18 protein-coding genes and 1 riboswitch are annotated in these 16,406 nt (G+C 72.9%); of the genes, 11 read left to right on the forward strand and 7 right to left on the reverse strand.

Features of this window, described 5'->3' with window-relative positions; translation table 11 throughout:
• Window position 1 precedes the first annotated feature (1 nt).
• The 3 genes from BJ965_RS30060 to BJ965_RS30070 all read right to left on the reverse strand — a co-directional run bounded on the left by BJ965_RS30060 (window position 2) and on the right by BJ965_RS30070 (window position 2,843).
• Window positions 2-955, reverse strand: a complete 954-nt coding sequence (locus BJ965_RS30060; RefSeq protein WP_184912931.1) for a cobalamin biosynthesis protein — start codon at window positions 953-955, stop codon at window positions 2-4.
• Window positions 956-1,055: 100 nt separating this feature from the next.
• A riboswitch (cobalamin riboswitch) is annotated at window positions 1,056-1,213 on the reverse strand.
• 115 nt (window positions 1,214-1,328) lie between these two features.
• On the reverse strand, window positions 1,329-1,550 hold the full coding sequence (locus tag BJ965_RS30065; protein ID WP_030852424.1) for a hypothetical protein: 222 nt from the start codon (window positions 1,548-1,550) through the stop codon (window positions 1,329-1,331).
• A gap of 33 nt (window positions 1,551-1,583) precedes the next feature.
• Window positions 1,584-2,843, reverse strand: a complete 1,260-nt coding sequence (locus BJ965_RS30070) for an inorganic phosphate transporter (protein ID WP_184912933.1) — start codon at window positions 2,841-2,843, stop codon at window positions 1,584-1,586.
• A 308-nt stretch (window positions 2,844-3,151) separates the two neighbouring features.
• On the opposite strand from BJ965_RS30070, the gene BJ965_RS30075 reads away from it, so the two are divergent.
• From BJ965_RS30075 to BJ965_RS30085, 3 genes are all read left to right on the forward strand, one after another.
• The gene (locus BJ965_RS30075; RefSeq protein WP_184912935.1) at window positions 3,152-3,883 is read left to right on the forward strand and encodes a class II aldolase/adducin family protein; all 732 of its coding nucleotides are present in this window, start codon (window positions 3,152-3,154) and stop codon (window positions 3,881-3,883) included.
• An 82-nt stretch (window positions 3,884-3,965) separates the two neighbouring features.
• Window positions 3,966-5,093, forward strand: a complete 1,128-nt coding sequence (locus tag BJ965_RS30080; protein ID WP_184912936.1) for an alpha/beta hydrolase family protein — start codon at window positions 3,966-3,968, stop codon at window positions 5,091-5,093.
• A 328-nt stretch (window positions 5,094-5,421) separates the two neighbouring features.
• Entirely contained in the window at window positions 5,422-6,822 is a 1,401-nt protein-coding gene (locus tag BJ965_RS30085; protein WP_184912938.1) for a hypothetical protein, read from the forward strand.
• Window positions 6,823-6,847: 25 nt separating this feature from the next.
• Here the strand turns inward: BJ965_RS30085 and BJ965_RS30090 are convergent, their stop codons facing one another.
• On the reverse strand, window positions 6,848-7,261 hold the full coding sequence (locus tag BJ965_RS30090) for a VOC family protein (protein ID WP_184912940.1): 414 nt from the start codon (window positions 7,259-7,261) through the stop codon (window positions 6,848-6,850).
• A gap of 222 nt (window positions 7,262-7,483) precedes the next feature.
• Between BJ965_RS30090 and BJ965_RS30095 the strand changes: the two genes are divergently transcribed.
• The 3 genes from BJ965_RS30095 to BJ965_RS30105 all read left to right on the forward strand — a co-directional run bounded on the left by BJ965_RS30095 (window position 7,484) and on the right by BJ965_RS30105 (window position 10,612).
• A complete protein-coding gene (locus tag BJ965_RS30095; RefSeq protein ID WP_184912942.1) occupies window positions 7,484-9,082 on the forward strand; it encodes an ABC-F family ATP-binding cassette domain-containing protein in 1,599 nt (532 codons plus the stop codon).
• A 356-nt stretch (window positions 9,083-9,438) separates the two neighbouring features.
• Window positions 9,439-9,657, forward strand: a complete 219-nt coding sequence (locus BJ965_RS30100) for a helix-turn-helix domain-containing protein (protein WP_010037790.1) — start codon at window positions 9,439-9,441, stop codon at window positions 9,655-9,657.
• A gap of 151 nt (window positions 9,658-9,808) precedes the next feature.
• Entirely contained in the window at window positions 9,809-10,612 is an 804-nt protein-coding gene (locus BJ965_RS30105; RefSeq protein WP_184912945.1) for an enoyl-CoA hydratase/isomerase family protein, read from the forward strand.
• A 27-nt stretch (window positions 10,613-10,639) separates the two neighbouring features.
• Here the strand turns inward: BJ965_RS30105 and BJ965_RS30110 are convergent, their stop codons facing one another.
• Window positions 10,640-11,362 carry a nucleopolyhedrovirus P10 family protein gene (locus tag BJ965_RS30110; protein ID WP_184912947.1) on the reverse strand — a complete coding sequence of 241 codons (723 nt, stop codon included), beginning with the start codon at window positions 11,360-11,362 and terminating at the stop codon, window positions 10,640-10,642.
• Window positions 11,363-11,445: 83 nt separating this feature from the next.
• Here BJ965_RS30110 and BJ965_RS30115 point away from each other — a divergent pair, with 83 nt between their 5' ends.
• The 5 genes from BJ965_RS30115 to amaP are packed head-to-tail and all read left to right on the forward strand — an operon-like array spanning window position 11,446 to window position 13,815.
• The gene (locus tag BJ965_RS30115) at window positions 11,446-11,919 is read left to right on the forward strand and encodes an Asp23/Gls24 family envelope stress response protein (protein WP_030852397.1); all 474 of its coding nucleotides are present in this window, start codon (window positions 11,446-11,448) and stop codon (window positions 11,917-11,919) included.
• Between the two features lie 51 nt (window positions 11,920-11,970).
• Entirely contained in the window at window positions 11,971-12,159 is a 189-nt protein-coding gene (locus tag BJ965_RS30120; RefSeq protein ID WP_030852394.1) for a hypothetical protein, read from the forward strand.
• Window positions 12,156-12,539, forward strand: coding sequence for an Asp23/Gls24 family envelope stress response protein (locus tag BJ965_RS30125; RefSeq protein ID WP_184912949.1), 384 nt, complete (start codon window positions 12,156-12,158; stop codon window positions 12,537-12,539). The genes BJ965_RS30120 and BJ965_RS30125 overlap by 4 nt, the downstream gene beginning before the upstream one ends.
• On the forward strand, window positions 12,536-13,231 hold the full coding sequence (locus BJ965_RS30130) for a DUF6286 domain-containing protein (protein ID WP_184912951.1): 696 nt from the start codon (window positions 12,536-12,538) through the stop codon (window positions 13,229-13,231). The genes BJ965_RS30125 and BJ965_RS30130 overlap by 4 nt, the downstream gene beginning before the upstream one ends.
• Complete coding sequence (gene amaP, locus BJ965_RS30135) at window positions 13,228-13,815, forward strand: alkaline shock response membrane anchor protein AmaP (RefSeq protein WP_184912954.1); 588 nt, start codon at window positions 13,228-13,230, stop codon at window positions 13,813-13,815. The genes BJ965_RS30130 and amaP overlap by 4 nt, the downstream gene beginning before the upstream one ends.
• A 19-nt stretch (window positions 13,816-13,834) precedes the next feature.
• Here amaP and BJ965_RS30140 read toward each other — a convergent pair whose 3' ends face one another.
• Window positions 13,835-14,590 (reverse strand): SDR family oxidoreductase, encoded by a 756-nt coding sequence (locus BJ965_RS30140; RefSeq protein WP_184912956.1) that lies wholly within the window; start codon window positions 14,588-14,590, stop codon window positions 13,835-13,837.
• A 5-nt stretch (window positions 14,591-14,595) separates the two neighbouring features.
• The gene (locus BJ965_RS30145) at window positions 14,596-16,380 is read right to left on the reverse strand and encodes a glycoside hydrolase family 15 protein (RefSeq protein ID WP_184912958.1); all 1,785 of its coding nucleotides are present in this window, start codon (window positions 16,378-16,380) and stop codon (window positions 14,596-14,598) included.
• Between the last annotated feature and the right edge of the window lie 26 nt (window positions 16,381-16,406).

Consider the following 16,406-nt stretch of genomic DNA (forward strand, 5'->3'; position numbering starts at 1 on the left):
GTCATTTCCCCCTGTTCGATGACCGCGTGCTCATCAGCAACCGCGCCCCGGCGCACACCCCCAGCGCGAGCCAGGTGACACGCTTCGACAGCCGCACGGCCCGCTCGACGTCGTGCGTGCCGACGGCCCGCCCCCGCGTGTTCAGCACGGGCCGGTGCTCCACCCGCCCGCCGTACGAGAGCGTCCCGCCCAGCCGCACCCCGAGGGCCCCCGCGAACGAGGCCTCCACGGGCCCGGCGTTGGGACTCGGATGCTGTGCCGCGTCGGCCCGCCAGGCCCGCACGGCCCCCCGCGGTTCCGGCCCGGCCAGCACGGCGAGTACGGCGGTCAGCCGCGCTCCCGGCCACCCCGCGAGGTCGTCCAGCCGCGCGGAGGCCCACCCGTACCGGCGGTAGCGGGCCGATTTGTGCCCGACCATGGCGTCCAGGGTGTTGACGGCCCGGAAGCCCAGCAGCCCCGGCACCCCGCCGACGGCCCCCCACACCAGGGCCCCCACCACCGCGTCGGAGGTGTTCTCGGCGACCGACTCGACCACGGCCCGGGCCATGCCGTCGGCGTCGAGTGCCTGCGGGTCCCGTCCGCACAGATGCGGCAGCCGGGCCCGGGCGGCCTCGACGTCCCCGGCCTCCAGGGCACGCCCGATGGTCCGGGCCTCCCGGGCCAGCGACGTGCCCCCGACGACGGCCCAGGTGGCGGCCGCGGTCAGCGCGACGGAGGCGACGGCGGACGGCCGCACGGCACGCGCGGCGACGGACCCGAGGGCGACGGCGCCTCCGGCACACACGGCGGTGTGCAGCGTGCCCCACCCGCGGTGGTCCCGCCACAGCACCCGTTCCACGGCGCCCGCGGCCCGCCCGAACGCGGCGACCGGATGCCCCCGGCGAGGATCACCGAGCAGCAGGTCACCGATCAGGCCGGCGGCGGCGCCGTACGCGAAGACGCGACCGGCACCCATGGGCTCAGCCGGCCGGAAGGGCGGGCGGGGGTGGGGCGTTGAACCTCGGTCGGCAGCCGCGCATGGCGATATGTGTCCTCACTCAGGGTGTCCACGCCCTGGTTCGACGAGACCGGCGGTGAGAGTTCCTGGCTCCCGGGGATTGCTACCCCGGTGACAGTGGCGGGACCGCGCCGGACTTTCACCGGCTTCCTCTCCTGCCGCCGTATTGGCCCCGGCAGTCCACCACGGCCGGGAACCGCCGTCAACTTGCCGTTGACCTGCGAGGGGAGAGTGTGGACAACCCCACATCGCCTCCGCGTACACACGACGACCGGGCGGCACGGAACCGAAGTCCCGTGCCGCCCGGCGGACACGACGTGACGTCAGGCCCTCAGGCCACGATCAGATAGATCCCGTACCCGACGGCCGCCGCGCACGCCGCGAAGCACGCGTACGCGCCGGTGACCGCGAGTCCCGCGGTCCCGCCCTCGGCCACCGCGCGCTCGCGGCGCGACAGGCCCGTGATGCCGAGGGTGAACAGGCCGACGAGGGCCACGGTGACCACGAGGCTGACACCGAAGACGGAGCCGAGCGCCGCCCAGTCGATCTTCATATCGGAGACTCTTCCTTGTTGCCGGTGGCGGGGTCAGACCGTGGTGGTCGGGGTCGGCGTGCGCTCGGCGGTGGCCTGCGACGGGAACGCGGGGACCGGGTCCTCCGCCGCCGTGGCCGAACCACTCGCGGGGGGCGGCGTCACCGCGGCGATCGCCGTGGTGATCACGCCCGCGGGCTCCGCGGTGTCGGCGTCGGTGTCGTTGACGTTGGTGTGGTCGACCACCTCGCGCCGCGACAGCTTCCAGATCGCTGCGCTGGAGGCGATGAGGAAGACGGCCACCACGGCGGTGCCCCAGCTGCCGAAGCCGGTGACGTACTCGGCGAGCGCGCCCACCAGGGCCGCCGCCGGGAGCGTCAGACCCCATGCGACGAACATCCGTGTCGCGGTGGACCAGCGGACCACGCCGCCCTTGCGGCCGAGCCCCGCGCCCATCACCGAACCGGACACGGAGTGCGTCGTGGAGAGGGAGAAGCCGAGGTGCGAGGAGGCGAGGATGACCGTGGCCGCGGACGTCTGGGCCGCGAAGCCCTGCTGCGGCTGGAGGTCGGTGAGGCCCTTGCCCATGGTGCGGATGATGCGCCAGCCACCCAGGTAGGTCCCGAGCGCGATGGCGAGACCCGCCGAGAGGATGACCCACATGGGCGGGTCGGAGTCGGGCGCGACGGCGCCGCCGGCGACCAGGGCGAGGGTGATGACACCCATCGTCTTCTGCGCGTCGTTGGTGCCGTGGGCCAGGGAGACCAGGCCCGCGGAGGCGATCTGGCCGGCCCGGTAGCCCTTCTTGGACGCCTTGCCCTCGGCCTTGCTGCCGAGCGAGTACGTCAGCCGGGTGGCGAGCAGCGCCGCGACGCCCGCGACCAGCGGGGCGGCGATCGCCGGGATGAGCACCTTGGTGACCAGCACGTCGCCGTGCACCGCGCCGACGCCCGCCGAGGCGATCGTGGCGCCGATCAGACCGCCCATGAGGGCGTGGGAGGAGCTGGACGGCAGGCCGACCAGCCACGTCAGCAGGTTCCAGAGGATCGCGCCGACCAGGGCGGCGAAGATGACCTCGGGACGGATGCCGGCCTCGTCGACGAGGCCCTTTGAGATCGTGTTGGCGACTTCGACGGACAGGAAGGCGCCGACCAGGTTGAGGACCGCGGACATGGCCACCGCAACCTTGGGCTTCATGGCGCCCGTGGAAATGGTCGTGGCCATCGCGTTCGCGGTGTCGTGGAAACCGTTCGTGAAATCGAACGCGAGAGCGGTTACAACCACAATCGCGAGGATCAGCGAGAAGCTTTCCATTTACCCAGGCAATCGTTCGAGGTCATTGGCCAGACGAACGTAGGCAACCTGAGTGAACGGAAGATGAACTGGGAGGGGCGCAGGGGTGACCGCAACGGGGGATCCTCGTTCCGCCCCGGAGCGGCGGCCCCGTGTCCCCGTGGCCAGGTGCCCCGAGCGAACCACTTCAGCCCGTCGAGTGACCCTCTGAAGGTGTTCCGGTCACCCGGCAGTGCCCCCCGCCGTCGTTGTGTACGAAGCGCACGGTTTCCGGACCGAAGTGCCCCCGCCCGACGGCGCTTTGCGTCCCGCCCTGGCAGGATCGCGGCATGGCGGAGCAGCGAGGCGACGAGCGGGGCACGAGGGACGTACGCGGGGGCGCGCGAGGCGCGGGGGAGTCGCGGCTCAGGAGTGCGCGCCCCGAGGAGGCACACGCCTGGGAGGACCTCGTCGCCACGGCCCGCCGTACGGTCTCGGACGGACTCGTCGTCGGCACGTCCGGCAACGTCTCGGTGCGCGTCGGGGACACCGTCCTCGTCACGCCGTCGGGCGTCCCCTACGACCGGCTGGCGCCGGACGACGTGACCGGTGTGGACCTCGACGGCCGGCAGGTCCTCGGCACGCTCGTCCCGACCAGCGAGCTGCCCATGCACCTCGCGGTCTACCGCACCACCGGCGCCCTGGCCGTCGTCCACACCCACGCCGTCCACGCGACGGCCGTCTCGACGCTCGTGAGCGAGCTCCCGCTGATCCACTACATGGCCGCCGCGCTCGGCGGCCCCGTCCGGGTCGCCCCCTATGCCACGTACGGCACCGACGAGTTGGCCGAGAACATGCTCCGCGCCCTCGCCGACCGCTCCGGGTGCCTCCTCCGCAACCACGGCACCGTCACCCACGGCGCCACCCTCGCCCAGGCCTACGACCGCACCGCCCAGCTGGAGTGGATGTGCCGCCTGTGGCTCACCGCCTCCTCGGTGCCCGGCCTGTCCCCGAGCCTGCTGTCCCGGGAACAGCTGACGGAGGTGGAGGAGCGGCTGCGCGGTTACGGGCAGCGAGGCTGAGCCGCCCGCACGGCCGCCGCGGACGTCACCCCGCCGCTGCCTCCCACTGGTCACCCACGGGATCCGCCAGGACACTGGAGCCGTGCGCACTGTCAAAGCGACGGCCGCTGCCGTCACCGCCGTGATCGGAGCCGGTGCCGCCGCGGTGGCCGCCGGCCGGCTCGCCAGCGACGCCGCGCTCAAGGCGCCCCCCGGCAGGCCCCTGCCCACCGAGCCCCGGCTCACGGTGCACGGCACGGCCGCCGGGCAGATCAGCCTCACCCGGGACCTCGCCGCCCTGCGCCCCGGCCGCTACGGCCTCTCCGGCAACGGCTCCCACGCGGTCGTCGGCCCCGTCCTGACCGGCGCCTCGCAATCGGCCGACACCGTCGTGCGCCGCCTGGAGAGCGTCACCCACGGCACGCTGACCTCCGGCGACAAGGTCTGGCTCACCCCGAACGTGTACGTCGGCAACCCCGGCGCCGCCCTCGGACTCGAATACGCCGACGTCGACGTCCCCGGCGAACTCGGCGCCCTGCCCGCCTGGTTCGTGCCGGGCAAGCGGGACACCTGGGTGATCGCCGTGCACGGCCTGGGCACCACCCGGGAACTCGCCATGAACGTCATGGGGTTCCTGCACCGCAGCCACTTCCCGGTGCTCGCCCTCGCCTACCGCGGCGACCTGGGCGCACCCCGCCCGCCCGACCGCCTGAACCACCTCGGCGAGACCGAGTGGCGCGACCTCGACGCGGCCATCCGCTACGCCGTGCGCTACGGAGCCCGCCAGGTCGTCCTGCACGGCTGGTCCACCGGCGCCACCATGGCCCTGCGGGCCGCCGCCCACTCGGGACTGCGCGACCGCGTCTCCGGGCTCGTCCTGGATTCCCCGGTGCTCAGCTGGGAGACCACCCTGCGCGCCCTCGCCTCGGCCCGCCGCACCCCGGGCGCGCTGCTGCCCCTGGCGGTCCGCGCCGCCCAGGGCCGCACCGGCCTGACCGGCGACCGCGCCACGGGCCAGGACCCGGCCGACGGACTGCGCGTCCCGTCGCTCGTCTTCCACGGACCGGGCGACACCGTCGCCCCCTGGCGGCTCTCGCGCCGGCTCGCCGATGCCCGCCCGGACATGGTCGCCCTCCGCACCGTCGCCGACGCGCCCCACGGGGCCATGTGGAACGCCGACCCGAAGGCCTACGAGGAGGCGCTCCGCCGCTTCCTCACGCCCCTGATGTGACGCCCCTCACGTGACCCCGCTGCTGCACACCCCCTGCCGGTCCGTCGCGCCCTCGCGCCCGAGCTCCCCCTGTCGGCCCGTCGCCCACCCGCCGATGCGCTCCCCGTGCCGGTCTCTCACGCACCCCCCGCTCACGCCCCCTTCGCCCTGGCGCAACCACATCCCGACCCGCTCCGCACCGACCGGTCGCGACGATTCCGTTTAGCGTCGTACCACTGGCCTGTTCCCGGCCCTCGACCACTCCCGCGAACCGGTGCGTTGGCCATCCCCGTCGCCCGCGGTGACATTCCGTTTGGGTTTTCGGACCGTCAACCGGAAGACTGCCCCCGTGACGTCCCGTATCCCGCGCGACTCCAGGCTTCGACTCGTCCGCCCGCGACCCCTGGCCGCCGCCCCCCAAGCGATGAACCAGCGGCGCTCGCGCCGCCCCGCGCCGCGCCCTCCGGAGGGCACCCCGGCACCGGCGGAGCTGGCCAGAATGGCTCGCTCAGGTCTGGCCGCCGCGGCCCGCGTCGCCCGCTGGGCCGACGCCGCGCTCGGCCCCGGCCGGGACAGCGCCACCGACGACGGCAAGGCCACGCTCTCCGAGGCGACCGCCGAACGGGCGGCCCGCGATCTGGGTCTGACCCCGGCTCAGGTCAGAGCCGACTGGGACACCGCCCGCCTAGCCGGCCTCATCGAGGTGCACGGCGACAGCGCCCGCCCCGGCTGGCGGCTGCGCGCCTGGAACCGCGACGACAGCGCCGTGCTGCGCGGCTGGGTCGCCCTCTTCGACGCCTGGTCGCTCGCCCACCCGGAGCCCGCGGAGCACGAGCCCGCCGCCGTCGCCGAGGTCGTCTCCGCCATGCCGCAGGCGCTCTCCTTCCTCCAGCTGTCCGCCGGGCCCGTCCCCGTGGAGCAGCTCCTCGACCTCCTCGAGCAGCGCGTCACCGAGCTGCGCACCGCCCGCTGCGAGATCCCCTACGGCCCCCAGCCCGAGCCGGCGGCCGAACCGGAGCACACCGACGCCCCGCTCGCCCCACTGCTCGACTGGGCCCTGCGTGCCCTGGCCTCCGTCGGCGCCCTCACCTACGGCGACGGCCAGGCCACCCTCACCCCCCTCGGCAGCTGGGCCGTCTGGGTCAAGCTGGAGCAGATCTGCGTCGCCGCGCAGAGCCCCGCCGGGAACATCGAGCAGGCCGCCGAGGACATGCTCCGGGGCTGCGCCCAGCTGCGCCCGAACGCGGCCCGCGCCGAGTACCGCGCCTGGCTCGCCGCCCGCCCCGTCGGCAGTGCCGTCACCGAGCTCCTCGGCGCCGCGCGCGGTGAGGACGCCCTGCTGCGCGGCCTCGCCTTCGAGGCGCTGCGCGTGGTCGGCGCGCCCGCCGAGCCGGACGTCCGCGGCGTGCTGGACGACCCCACGCTCCGGCCCTACGGGCTGCTGTGGCTGGCCGAGCACGACGGCGCCGACCCCGAGGACGCCCATGAGGTCCTCACCCGCGAGGAGGCGACATGGCTCTGGGTGGACACCGCGGCCGCCGTCGCCGACCACGGCGAGGCGCCGCTGCTGGTGCGCCATCTGGAGTCCGCGGTGCAGCCGACCATCCCGATGCTCCTGGACGAGGTACGCGCCGTGGGGCACCCGCGCACCGTGCAGGTCCTGGTCGCCCTCGCCGCCGCCCACCCCGACCCGGCCCTGGCCAAGGCGGTGCGCCGAGCCGCCTTCCAGGTGCACACCGGCGGCAGCTAGGGCCGCGGGCCCGCCCCGCGGGACGTCAGCCCGCTATCTCGGGCGCGTACGTCCCGAAGCTCCACACATTGCCCTCGAGGTCCCGGGCCATGTAGTCCCGCGAGCCGTAGTCCTGGTCCGTCGGGGGCATCAGCACCTCCACGCCGTGGTCGACGGCGTGGCGGTGGTGCCCGTCCACGTCGTCCACCACCACGTACACCCCCGTGGTGCCCGCGTTCTTCATGGCCGCGTCGAACAGGCCGCCCCGGCCCTTGGTACCGACCATCACCGCGCCGTTGCCCTGCGCCAGCTCGGCGTGCAGCACCGAGCCGTCCTCGCCCTCGTACACCGACAGCTCGGTGAAGCCGAAGGCCTCCGTGAGCTGCCGGATCGCGGCTTTCGCGTCCGCGTACAGCAGCGTCGGGTAGATGCTCGGCCGCCCGCCGGACGTGCCTGCCATGGCGATCACTTCCTCGTGTCTCGCGGGGCTGTCCTCTCAGTCTTCCATCGGCCACCGACAACGACCCTCCGCCCGGCCGCCGGTGATCGAACACACGCACACAGAAAAAGTGGTTGCACGCCCCCGTTAGACTGTCCCCCATGGCCATTCTCCTCGCGCATTAGACGGCGGGAACGTCCTCAGCCGTCCATCCCGCCCCCGTATCCGCCCTGGAGTCTGTCCGTGATCTCCGCCTCCGGTATCGAGCTGCGCGCCGGTGCCCGCGTCCTCATCGAAAACGCCTCGTTCCGCATCGCCAAGGGCGACCGCATCGGCCTGGTCGGCCGCAACGGCGCGGGAAAGACCACCCTGACCAAGTGCCTGGCGGGCGAGGGCATGCCCGCCGGCGGTGCCATCACCCGCTCCGGCGAGGTCGGCTACCTCCCGCAGGATCCCCGCACCGGCGACCTCGACATCCTCGCCCGCGACCGCATCCTGTCCGCGCGCGGCCTGGACGTACTGATCCGCAAGATGCGCGACAACGAACAGCGCATCGCCACCGGACAGGGCTCCACCCGCGAGAAGGCACTCAAGCAGTACGAGCGCCAGGAGACGGAGTTCCTCACCAAGGGCGGATACGCCGCCGAGGCCGAGGCCGCCACCATCGCCGCCGCGCTCAACCTGCCCGACCGGGTGCTCGGCCAGCCGCTGCACACCCTCTCCGGCGGTCAGCGCCGCCGTATCGAGCTGGCCCGGATCCTCTTCTCCGACGCGGACACCCTGCTGCTCGACGAGCCCACGAACCACCTCGACGCCGACTCGATCGTCTGGCTGCGCGACTACCTCAAGACCTACCGCGGCGGCTTCATCGTGATCTCCCACGACGTCGACCTGGTCGAGACGGTCGTCAACAAGGTGTTCTACCTGGACGCCAACCGCGCCCAGATCGACATCTACAACATGGGCTGGAAGCTCTACCAGCAGCAGCGCGAGGCCGACGAGAAGCGCCGTAAGCGCGAGCGGCAGAACGCCGAGAAGAAGGCCTCCGCGCTGCACTCGCAGGCCGACAAGATGCGGGCCAAGGCCACCAAGACCGTCGCCGCGCAGAACATGGCCCGCCGGGCGGACAAGCTGCTGGCCGGCCTGGAGGCCGAGCGGAAGTCCGACAAGGTCGCGAAGCTGCGCTTCCCCGAGCCCTCCCCGTGCGGCAAGACCCCGCTCATGGCCGAGGGGCTGTCGAAGTCCTACGGCTCGCTGGAGATCTTCACCGACGTCGACCTGGCCATCGACAAGGGCTCGCGCGTCGTCATCCTGGGCCTCAACGGCGCGGGCAAGACGACCCTGCTGCGCCTGCTCGGCGGGGCCGAGAAGCCCGACACCGGCAAGGTCATCGAGGGACACGGCCTCAAGCTCGGCTACTACGCGCAGGAGCACGAGACCCTCGACCCGGACCGCACGGTCCTGGAGAACATGCGCTCGGCCGCCCCCGACCTGGACCTGGTGGAGGTCCGCAAGACGCTCGGCTCGTTCCTGTTCTCCGGCGACGACGTCGACAAGCCCGCCGGCGTCCTCTCCGGCGGCGAGAAGACCCGCCTCGCCCTCGCCACCCTCGTGGTGTCCTCGGCGAACGTGCTCCTCCTCGACGAGCCGACCAACAACCTCGACCCCGCCAGCCGCGAGGAGATCCTCGGCGCGCTGCGCACCTACAAGGGCGCGGTCGTCCTCGTCACGCACGACGAGGGCGCGGTCGAGGCGCTCCAGCCGGAGCGGATCATCCTGCTGCCCGACGGCGTCGAGGACCTGTGGGGCGCCGACTACGCGGATCTCGTCGCCCTCGCCTGATCGCACGTCGCCTTCGCTTGAGCGGATGCGTGATCAACGGCGTATGGATCATTCGGCCTAGCGGTGATCCATCATCTGTGTGAGATCTCCTCGTACCGAGGTGTGTCCTACAACGATTTCGCGGCCGAGCCCCCGATTCTTCCGGGCTCGGCCCCGCCGCCTTTCTGACCTGGTCTTTTCCGGAACAATCCGTTCTGCTGTGCGGACACCACTCTTCGGAATTCCGCATTCCGCATGTGGGGATGCGCTCCCGTCGTCACAACCTTGTCTCACGGACCTTGCCGAATGGGTGGCCATGAAGGCCCGGAGGGGTGATCATGAGGAGACCAGAGCGCACTTCCCATGAGGAGGCACGGGTGGCCGAGACTCTGAAGAAGGGCAGCCGGGTGACCGGCGCCGCGCGCGACAAGCTCGCGGCAGACCTGAAGAAGAAGTACGACGCCGGTGCGAGCATCCGGGCGTTGGCCGAGGAGACCGGCCGCTCGTATGGCTTTGTGCACCGCATGCTCAGTGAGTCGGGCGTCACGCTGCGAGGGCGTGGCGGGGCGACCCGGGGCAAAAAGGCCACGGCCTGACCCCGGGTGGCCCCTCGGCTTCGATGGTGGCCACCCGGTCGGTCGTCTGATCGGCCGGGTGGTTACTGTGCAGTCACTTAAGCGTGGCCTGCCACGGCGGTGAAGCCGCCGCGGGAGCACGCAAGACGACCGCACACATCGGAGGCGTCCCATGGCTTCGTCCGACCAGGACCTCGTTCCCGTACTCGACAAGGACGGCGTACGGCTCACCGTCGACGACGCGATCGCCACGGTGACGCTGACCAACCCGGCCAAGCGCAACGCGCAGAGCCCCGCTCTGTGGCGGGCGCTGACCGAGGCGGGGCGGCAGCTGCCGGGCTCCGTCCGTGTCGTGGTGCTGCGGGCCGAGGGCAAGTCCTTCTCGGCCGGGCTCGACCGGCAGGCGTTCACGCCCGAGGGCTTCGACGGCGAGCCGTCGTTCGTCGACCTCGCGCGCGGCGCCGACGCCGAGCTGGACGGGACCATCGCCGAATACCAGGAGGCGTTCACCTGGTGGCGGCGCAGCGACATCGTCTCCGTCGCCGCCGTCCAGGGGCATGCCATCGGGGCGGGCTTCCAGCTCGCCCTCGCCTGCGACCTGCGCGTCGTCGCCGACGACGTGCAGTTCGCCATGCGCGAGACCAGCCTCGGACTCGTGCCCGACCTGACGGGTACGCACCCGCTGGTGGGACTCGTCGGATACGCCCGCGCGCTGGAGATCTGCGTGACCGGGCGTTTCGTCGCGGCCGAGGAGGCCGTGAACACCGGGCTCGCGAACCTCGCCGTACCGGCCGGACAGCTCGACGACGCCGTGCGGGACTTCGCGTCGGCCGTGCTCGCCGCGCCCCGGGACGCGGTCATCGAGACCAAGGCCCTGCTGCGCGGCGCCCAGGACCGCACGTACGAGGAGCAGCGCGCCGCGGAGCGCCAGTCCCAGGCCCGCCGGCTGCGCGACCTCGCCGGCGTAGGGGACTGAGGAGCGCCGATACGGCCGGGGGTACGGTCACCCGATCGCGCTCACCACGACCGCCACCGTCGGGTGATCCGGCAGCACCCTCCTGACCGCCGTCCGGACCTCGCGGGCGACGTCCCGAGCCCGCCGGCCGGCGTCCACCGCCAGCTCCAGCCGGACATGGCGGTGCGGCAGCGCGGCGCCCTCGCGGGGGAGTTCCTCGATGTGCACGGGGTGGCCCAGCGTGCCGGTCAGATGGAGCACGCCCTGGACCCCGAGCGCGGCGGCGGCCACCCGCTCCTCGTCGCCGCCCCCGGCCAGTGCGGCACTCGGCGGCTCGGGAAGGCGCGCGGCGACCCCGGCCTCCCCGGGGCCCTCCTCCTCCAGCAGCCCCGTCACCCGCAGGTCCACCTCCGCCACCGTCAGGCCGAGCCGCTGGGTCGCGGCCGTCGCCAGCGTCGCCCGCAGCAGGGACGCCGTCGTCGGCAGGGGCTGTGCGGCCGTCGCGGCGAACTCCGCCGTCACCCGCAGCGGGCCGGGCGGCAGCGCACTCGGCGGAGCCGGTACGACCGGCTCCGCGGTGTCCGCCGTATCGGCGCCCGCGACACGGAGCGCGTCGAGGCGCACGCCCGGCACGTCCCACGCCGCGCTCCGCAGCACCGCCTCGGCTGCCCGCTCCGCGATCCACGCGCCGTCCCGCGCGTCACCCAACGGCAGAAGCCTGCCGATTCCCAGCTGATGTCTCACTGCCTGTGTCCATCGGTCGGCCGTCATTCCTCCAGCCTGCCGCATCAGAGGCGCGCTTCCCCGCAACCGTGCTTACCGTGGTCGAAGGACGACGAAAAGGACGTACGGCGATGACTGACATGACCGAGAACCGGGGCGGGGAGAGCGAGACCGCGGCGGTACGCAGGAGCCCGTTGGCCAAGCACAGCGGCGGAGACGCCGGTTCCCGCGGGCGGACGACCATCGCGGACGGCGTCGTGGAGAAGATCGCCGGCCTCGCCGCACGCGACGTCGACGGGGTGCACGCCATGGGCAGCGGCATGTCCCGCACGTTCGGAGCAGTGCGCGACCGCGTGCCCGGCGGCACCAAGTCGGTGTCGCGCGGTGTGAAGGCCGAGGTCGGCGAAGTGCAGGCGGCCCTCGACCTGGAAATCGTGGTCGAGTACGGCGTGTCGATCGCCGATGTGGCCCGGGACGTACGGGAGAACGTCATCACCGCGGTGGAGCGGATGACCGGCCTGGAGGTCGTCGAGGTCAACATCGCGGTGAGCGACGTGAAGCTGCCGGACGAGGAGGAAGAGGAACCGGAGCGCCGGATCCAGTGAGGCACGGGCCATCGGACAACGACACAGCGGCTGAGGAGCTGAGGAGAGCGCATGAGCATGGCCGTGGTCGGCATGATCGCCGGCATGGCGCTGGCCTTCGCCGGATATTTCGGCGGATTCGGCGCCTTCCTGCTGGTGGCGGCACTGGGCGCCGTCGGCTTCGTCGTCGGCCGCTTCCTGGACGGAGACATGGAGTTCGGCGACTTCTTCCGCCCTCGCGAACGTGAACGGCGGCGGTGACGCCCGTGAGCACCGGGGCCGGTGAGCTCGACAGACCCCTGGCGGCCGTTCCGCCCGGCGAGCGCGGTGCGACCCGGATCGCCGACCGGGTCGTCGCGAAGGTCGCCTCGCAGGCGGCCCGTGAGGCCGTCGGCACGCTGCCGCCCGGCGCCGACCGGCCCTCCGCGTCCGTCGTCGTCCACCACGAGGTCGCCCGTGTCCGGGTCCACCTCGAACTCGGCTATCCGTGCGACATCGGTGCCCGCTGTCGCACGGTGCGTCACCAAGTCGTCGAGAGAGTGAGCACCTTGGTGGGCATGCAGGTGCCGGAGGTCGTCGTCCAGGTGGAGCGGCTGCACCTGGACGCTGCGCTCGGTGCGGCACAGGGGAGGACGCGATGAGTGAACCCCAGGGCACTCGGCCCCCCGAGGACGGCACGCAGCGCCTGCCCGTCCTCGACAAGGGGGAGACGGAGAACGGCGACGGACCGGACCGGTCCGAGTCGTCGGCCGTCTCCGGGCCACCGCCCGAACTCGAGGGCAAGGGGGGCCGCGAGCGTCGCTTCTGGTCGGCACGCCGCGTCCCCGCCGGCATCGTCGCCCTGCTGCTCCTGGGCCTCGCCGGGCTGTTCCTCTACGACATCGTCTCCGTGCGGGCCGGCCGGCCGGGCATGTACTGGCGCCGGGAACTGGCCCGACAGCTCGCCGAACGGCCCTTGGACGACACATGGGTGCTCGTCGGTGCGGGGGTCGCGGCCGCCCTCGGCCTCTGGCTGCTGGTCCTGGCCGTCACGCCCGGCCTGCGGGACGTGCTCCCGATGCGGCGCACGCACACCGGCGTACGCGCCGGACTGCACCGGGACGCCGCCGCCACCGCGCTGCGGGACCGGGCCATGGAGGTGGCCGGCGTGCAGGCGGCGCGGGTGCGGGTGCGCCGGAGGCGGGCGGACGTCCGTGCCGCGTCGCACTTCCGCGAACTGGACGACGTACGTACCGAGCTGGACGACGTGCTCGCCGACGCGGTCAGCGGGCTGGGGCTGTCCCAACCGCCCTCGCTGTCGGTGCGGGTCCGGCGGCCCGGCCGGAAGGGGTGAGAGCGATGCTCAGGACCGTCAACCGCGTGTTCCTCGGCCTGGTGGGCCTGATCCTGCTGGCGCTGGGCGGCTCCGTCCTCGCCATCGGCCTCGGCGTCTCGGCGCCCTCGTGGTGGATCCACGACAGCAAGCACGACGTGCTGCTGAGCTACGCCGAGCGCACCCGCTGGCGCGACGACGGCTGGTGGTGGCCGGTCGTCATCGCCGTCCTCGCGGTCCTGCTGCTGCTCGCCCTGTGGTGGCTCGTCGCGGTGCTGCGCAGACGGCGCCTGGCCGAGATCCTCGTCGACACCGGCGACGGCGAGGGCGCGCTCCTGCGCGGCCGTGCCCTGGAGAACGTCCTCACCCAGGAGGCGGCCCACATCGACGGCGTGGGCGGAGCACACGCACACCTGAAGGGGCGCCGCAGCGCCCCCGAGGCCCACGTACGCCTCGCACTGGAGCCGCACGTGGACCCGGGGACGGCACTGAACGACTTCACCACCGGCGCCCTCACCCACGCCAAGACGTCGGCGGGCCTCGCCTCACTCCCGGCCGAGGTGAGACTGAAGGGCGTCAAGCACGGTGCCGAACGGGTGAGTTGAGCAGGGGGCCCGCGCCTCGTCAGAACCCGTGCCGCGCTCCACCGTCGACCGGGACCATGACCCCGGTCAGATAGGAAGCCGCCGGCGACATCAGGAACGCCGCCACCCGCCCGAACTCCTCCGGAGCCCCGTACCGCCGCAGCGGAATCCGCGACTCCGATGCCGCCCGGGTCGCCTCGGGATCCGCCGACAACGCGTCCAGCTGCCGCACCCGGTCGGTGTCGATCCGCCCGGGCAGGACACCGACCACCCGGATGCCGCGCGGCCCCAGCTCGTCGGAGAGCGACTTGGCGAACCCGGCCAGCCCCGGCCGCAGCCCGTTGGAGATGGTCAGCCCAGGGATCGGCTCGTAGACCGAACCGGACAGCACGAAGCCGATGACGCCGCCGGCCTCCATCTCGGCGGCGGCGGCGCGGGCCAGCCGCACGGCACCGAGGAACACCGACTCGAACGCCGTCTGCCACTGCTCGTCCGTGTTGTCCGCGACGAACCCGGCCGGCGGGCCGCCCACGCTGACGAGCACGCCGTTGAAACGGCCCCAGTGCTCCCGTGCGGCCGCGATCAGCCGGGCCGCCGCATCCGGGTCGGCGTTGTCGACGGCGACCCCGACCGCGTTCGGTCCCAGCGCGGCAGCCGCTTCGGCGACGGTCTTCTCGTCACGCCCCGAGACGACCACCTTCGCCCCGTCCGCGACGAGCGCACGCGCGGTGGCGTTGCCGAGGCCCCGCGTGGCCCCGGTGACGACGTACACCCGGTCCTTCAGTCCAAGATCCATGGTCCCTATCCTGCCCCGTCCTCACCGAACAGGGCGAGGGCGGTGTTCACCAGCCCGATGTGGCTGAACGCCTGCGGGAAGTTGCCGAGGTGCCGGCCCGTCACCGGATCGAACTCCTCGGACAGCAGCCCGACGTCGCTGGCGAGCCCCGCCAGCCGCTCGAACAGCTCGCGGGCCTCCTTCGTACGACCCGTCATGTACATGGCGTCGGCGAGCCAGAACGAGCACACCAGGAAGGCGCCCTCGCCGCCGGGCAGCCCGTCGACCTCCCCGCCGTCCGTGCTGTAGCGGCGCACGAAGCCGTCACGGGACAGCTCCTCGCGGACCGCGTCGATCGTGCCGATCACCCGCGGATCGTCCGGCGGCAGGAATCCGACACGTGGGATGAGCAGCAGCGCCGCGTCCAGTTCGCGGGAGCCGTAGGACTGCGTGAAGGTGTTGCGTTCGGCGTCATAGCCCTTCTCGCACACCTCCTCGTGCACCTCGTCGCGCAGCGCGCGCCAGCCGTCCAGGTCGCCCTCCAGCTCCGGGTGGCGCTCCAGGGTGCGCACGGCACGGTCGGCGGCCACCCACACCATCACCTTGGAGTGCACGAACTGGCGCCGGCCGCCGCGCACCTCCCACAGTCCCTCGTCCGGCTGCTGCCAGTGGGTCCGCAGGAAGTCCATCAGGGCCGTCTGCAGCGCCCACACGTCCGGCTGCGGGGACAGGCCCGACTCGCGGGCGAGCGACAGGGAGTCCATGACCTCGCCGTAGACGTCCAGCTGGAGCTGCTTCACGGCGTCGTTGCCGATGCGGACGGGGGCGGACCCGACGAATCCGGAGAGCCACGGCAGCTCGAACTCGGGCAGCCGTCGCTCGCCCGCCACGCCGTACATGATCTGCAGGTCCGCCGGGTCGCCCGCGACCGCGCGCAGCAGCCAGTTCCGCCAGGCCTCCGCCTCCTCCTGGTAGCCCGCGGCGAGCAGCGCGTTCAGGGTGAGGGTGGAGTCGCGCAGCCAGCAGTAGCGGTAGTCCCAGTTGCGGACCCCGCCCGGTTCCTCGGGCAGTGAGGTGGTGGGGGCGGCGACGATGCCGCCCGTCGGGGCGTAGGTGAGCGCCTTGAGGGTGATCAGGGAGCGGACGACGGCGTCCCGGTACGGGCCCTTGTAGCGGCAGCGCGACACCCAGGCCCGCCAGTCCTCCACGCTGTGGCGCAGCGCGTCGTACGGGTCGACGAGCGGCGGGCGCGGCTCGTGGGAGGGATGCCAGGTCAGGACGAACGCGACCTTCTCGCCCTTCTTGACGGTGAACTCGGCGTGCGTGCCGTAGTCCTCGCCCCAGCTGGTCACCTCCGGCTCGCTGCGCAGCCAGGTCGAGTCCGGACCGGCGACCGCGACGCGATGGCCGTCGGCCCGGCGCACCCACGGGATGATCGAGCCGTAGTCGAAGCGGAGCTTGAGGATGCTGTGCAGCGTCACCTCGCCGTCGAGGCCCTCGACGACGCGTACGAGGTCGGGGGCGCGGTCGCGCTGGGGCATCAGGTCGGTGACCCGGACGGACCCTTGCTCCGTCTCCCACTCGGTGTCCAGGACGAGGGTGTCGCGGCGGTAGGAGCGCCGGGTGCAGCGGTCCGCGCCCACAGGGGCGATGCGCCAGTAGCCGTTGTCCTCGTCACCGAGCATTCTGGCGAAGCAGGCCGCCGAGTCGAAGCGGGGCAGGCACAGCCAGTCGACGGATCCGTCCGTACCGACCAGGGCCGCGGTCTGCTCGTCGCCGATGAGCGCGTAGTCCTCGATGCTGGGGTGCACGGAGTGCGGGTTCCCGGCAACTCGGC

Source organism: Streptomyces luteogriseus (genome assembly GCF_014205055.1).
In the GTDB taxonomy this organism is placed as follows: domain Bacteria; phylum Actinomycetota; class Actinomycetes; order Streptomycetales; family Streptomycetaceae; genus Streptomyces; species Streptomyces luteogriseus.

Excerpts from the sequence above, each read along its gene's own strand:
- BJ965_RS30060 (WP_184912931.1), bottom strand. The coding sequence starts at position 955 with ATGGGTGCCGGTCGCGTCTTCGCGTACGGCGCCGCCGCCGGCCTGATC.
- BJ965_RS30065 (WP_030852424.1), bottom strand. The coding sequence starts at position 1,550 with ATGAAGATCGACTGGGCGGCGCTCGGCTCCGTCTTCGGTGTCAGCCTC.
- BJ965_RS30070 (WP_184912933.1), bottom strand. The coding sequence starts at position 2,843 with ATGGAAAGCTTCTCGCTGATCCTCGCGATTGTGGTTGTAACCGCTCTC.
- BJ965_RS30075 (WP_184912935.1), top strand. The coding sequence starts at position 3,152 with ATGGCGGAGCAGCGAGGCGACGAGCGGGGCACGAGGGACGTACGCGGG.
- BJ965_RS30090 (WP_184912940.1), bottom strand. The coding sequence starts at position 7,261 with ATGGCAGGCACGTCCGGCGGGCGGCCGAGCATCTACCCGACGCTGCTG.
- BJ965_RS30105 (WP_184912945.1), top strand. The coding sequence starts at position 9,809 with ATGGCTTCGTCCGACCAGGACCTCGTTCCCGTACTCGACAAGGACGGC.
- BJ965_RS30110 (WP_184912947.1), bottom strand. The coding sequence starts at position 11,362 with ATGACGGCCGACCGATGGACACAGGCAGTGAGACATCAGCTGGGAATC.
- BJ965_RS30115 (WP_030852397.1), top strand. The coding sequence starts at position 11,446 with ATGACTGACATGACCGAGAACCGGGGCGGGGAGAGCGAGACCGCGGCG.
- BJ965_RS30120 (WP_030852394.1), top strand. The coding sequence starts at position 11,971 with ATGAGCATGGCCGTGGTCGGCATGATCGCCGGCATGGCGCTGGCCTTC.
- BJ965_RS30130 (WP_184912951.1), top strand. The coding sequence starts at position 12,536 with ATGAGTGAACCCCAGGGCACTCGGCCCCCCGAGGACGGCACGCAGCGC.
- BJ965_RS30140 (WP_184912956.1), bottom strand. The coding sequence starts at position 14,590 with ATGGATCTTGGACTGAAGGACCGGGTGTACGTCGTCACCGGGGCCACG.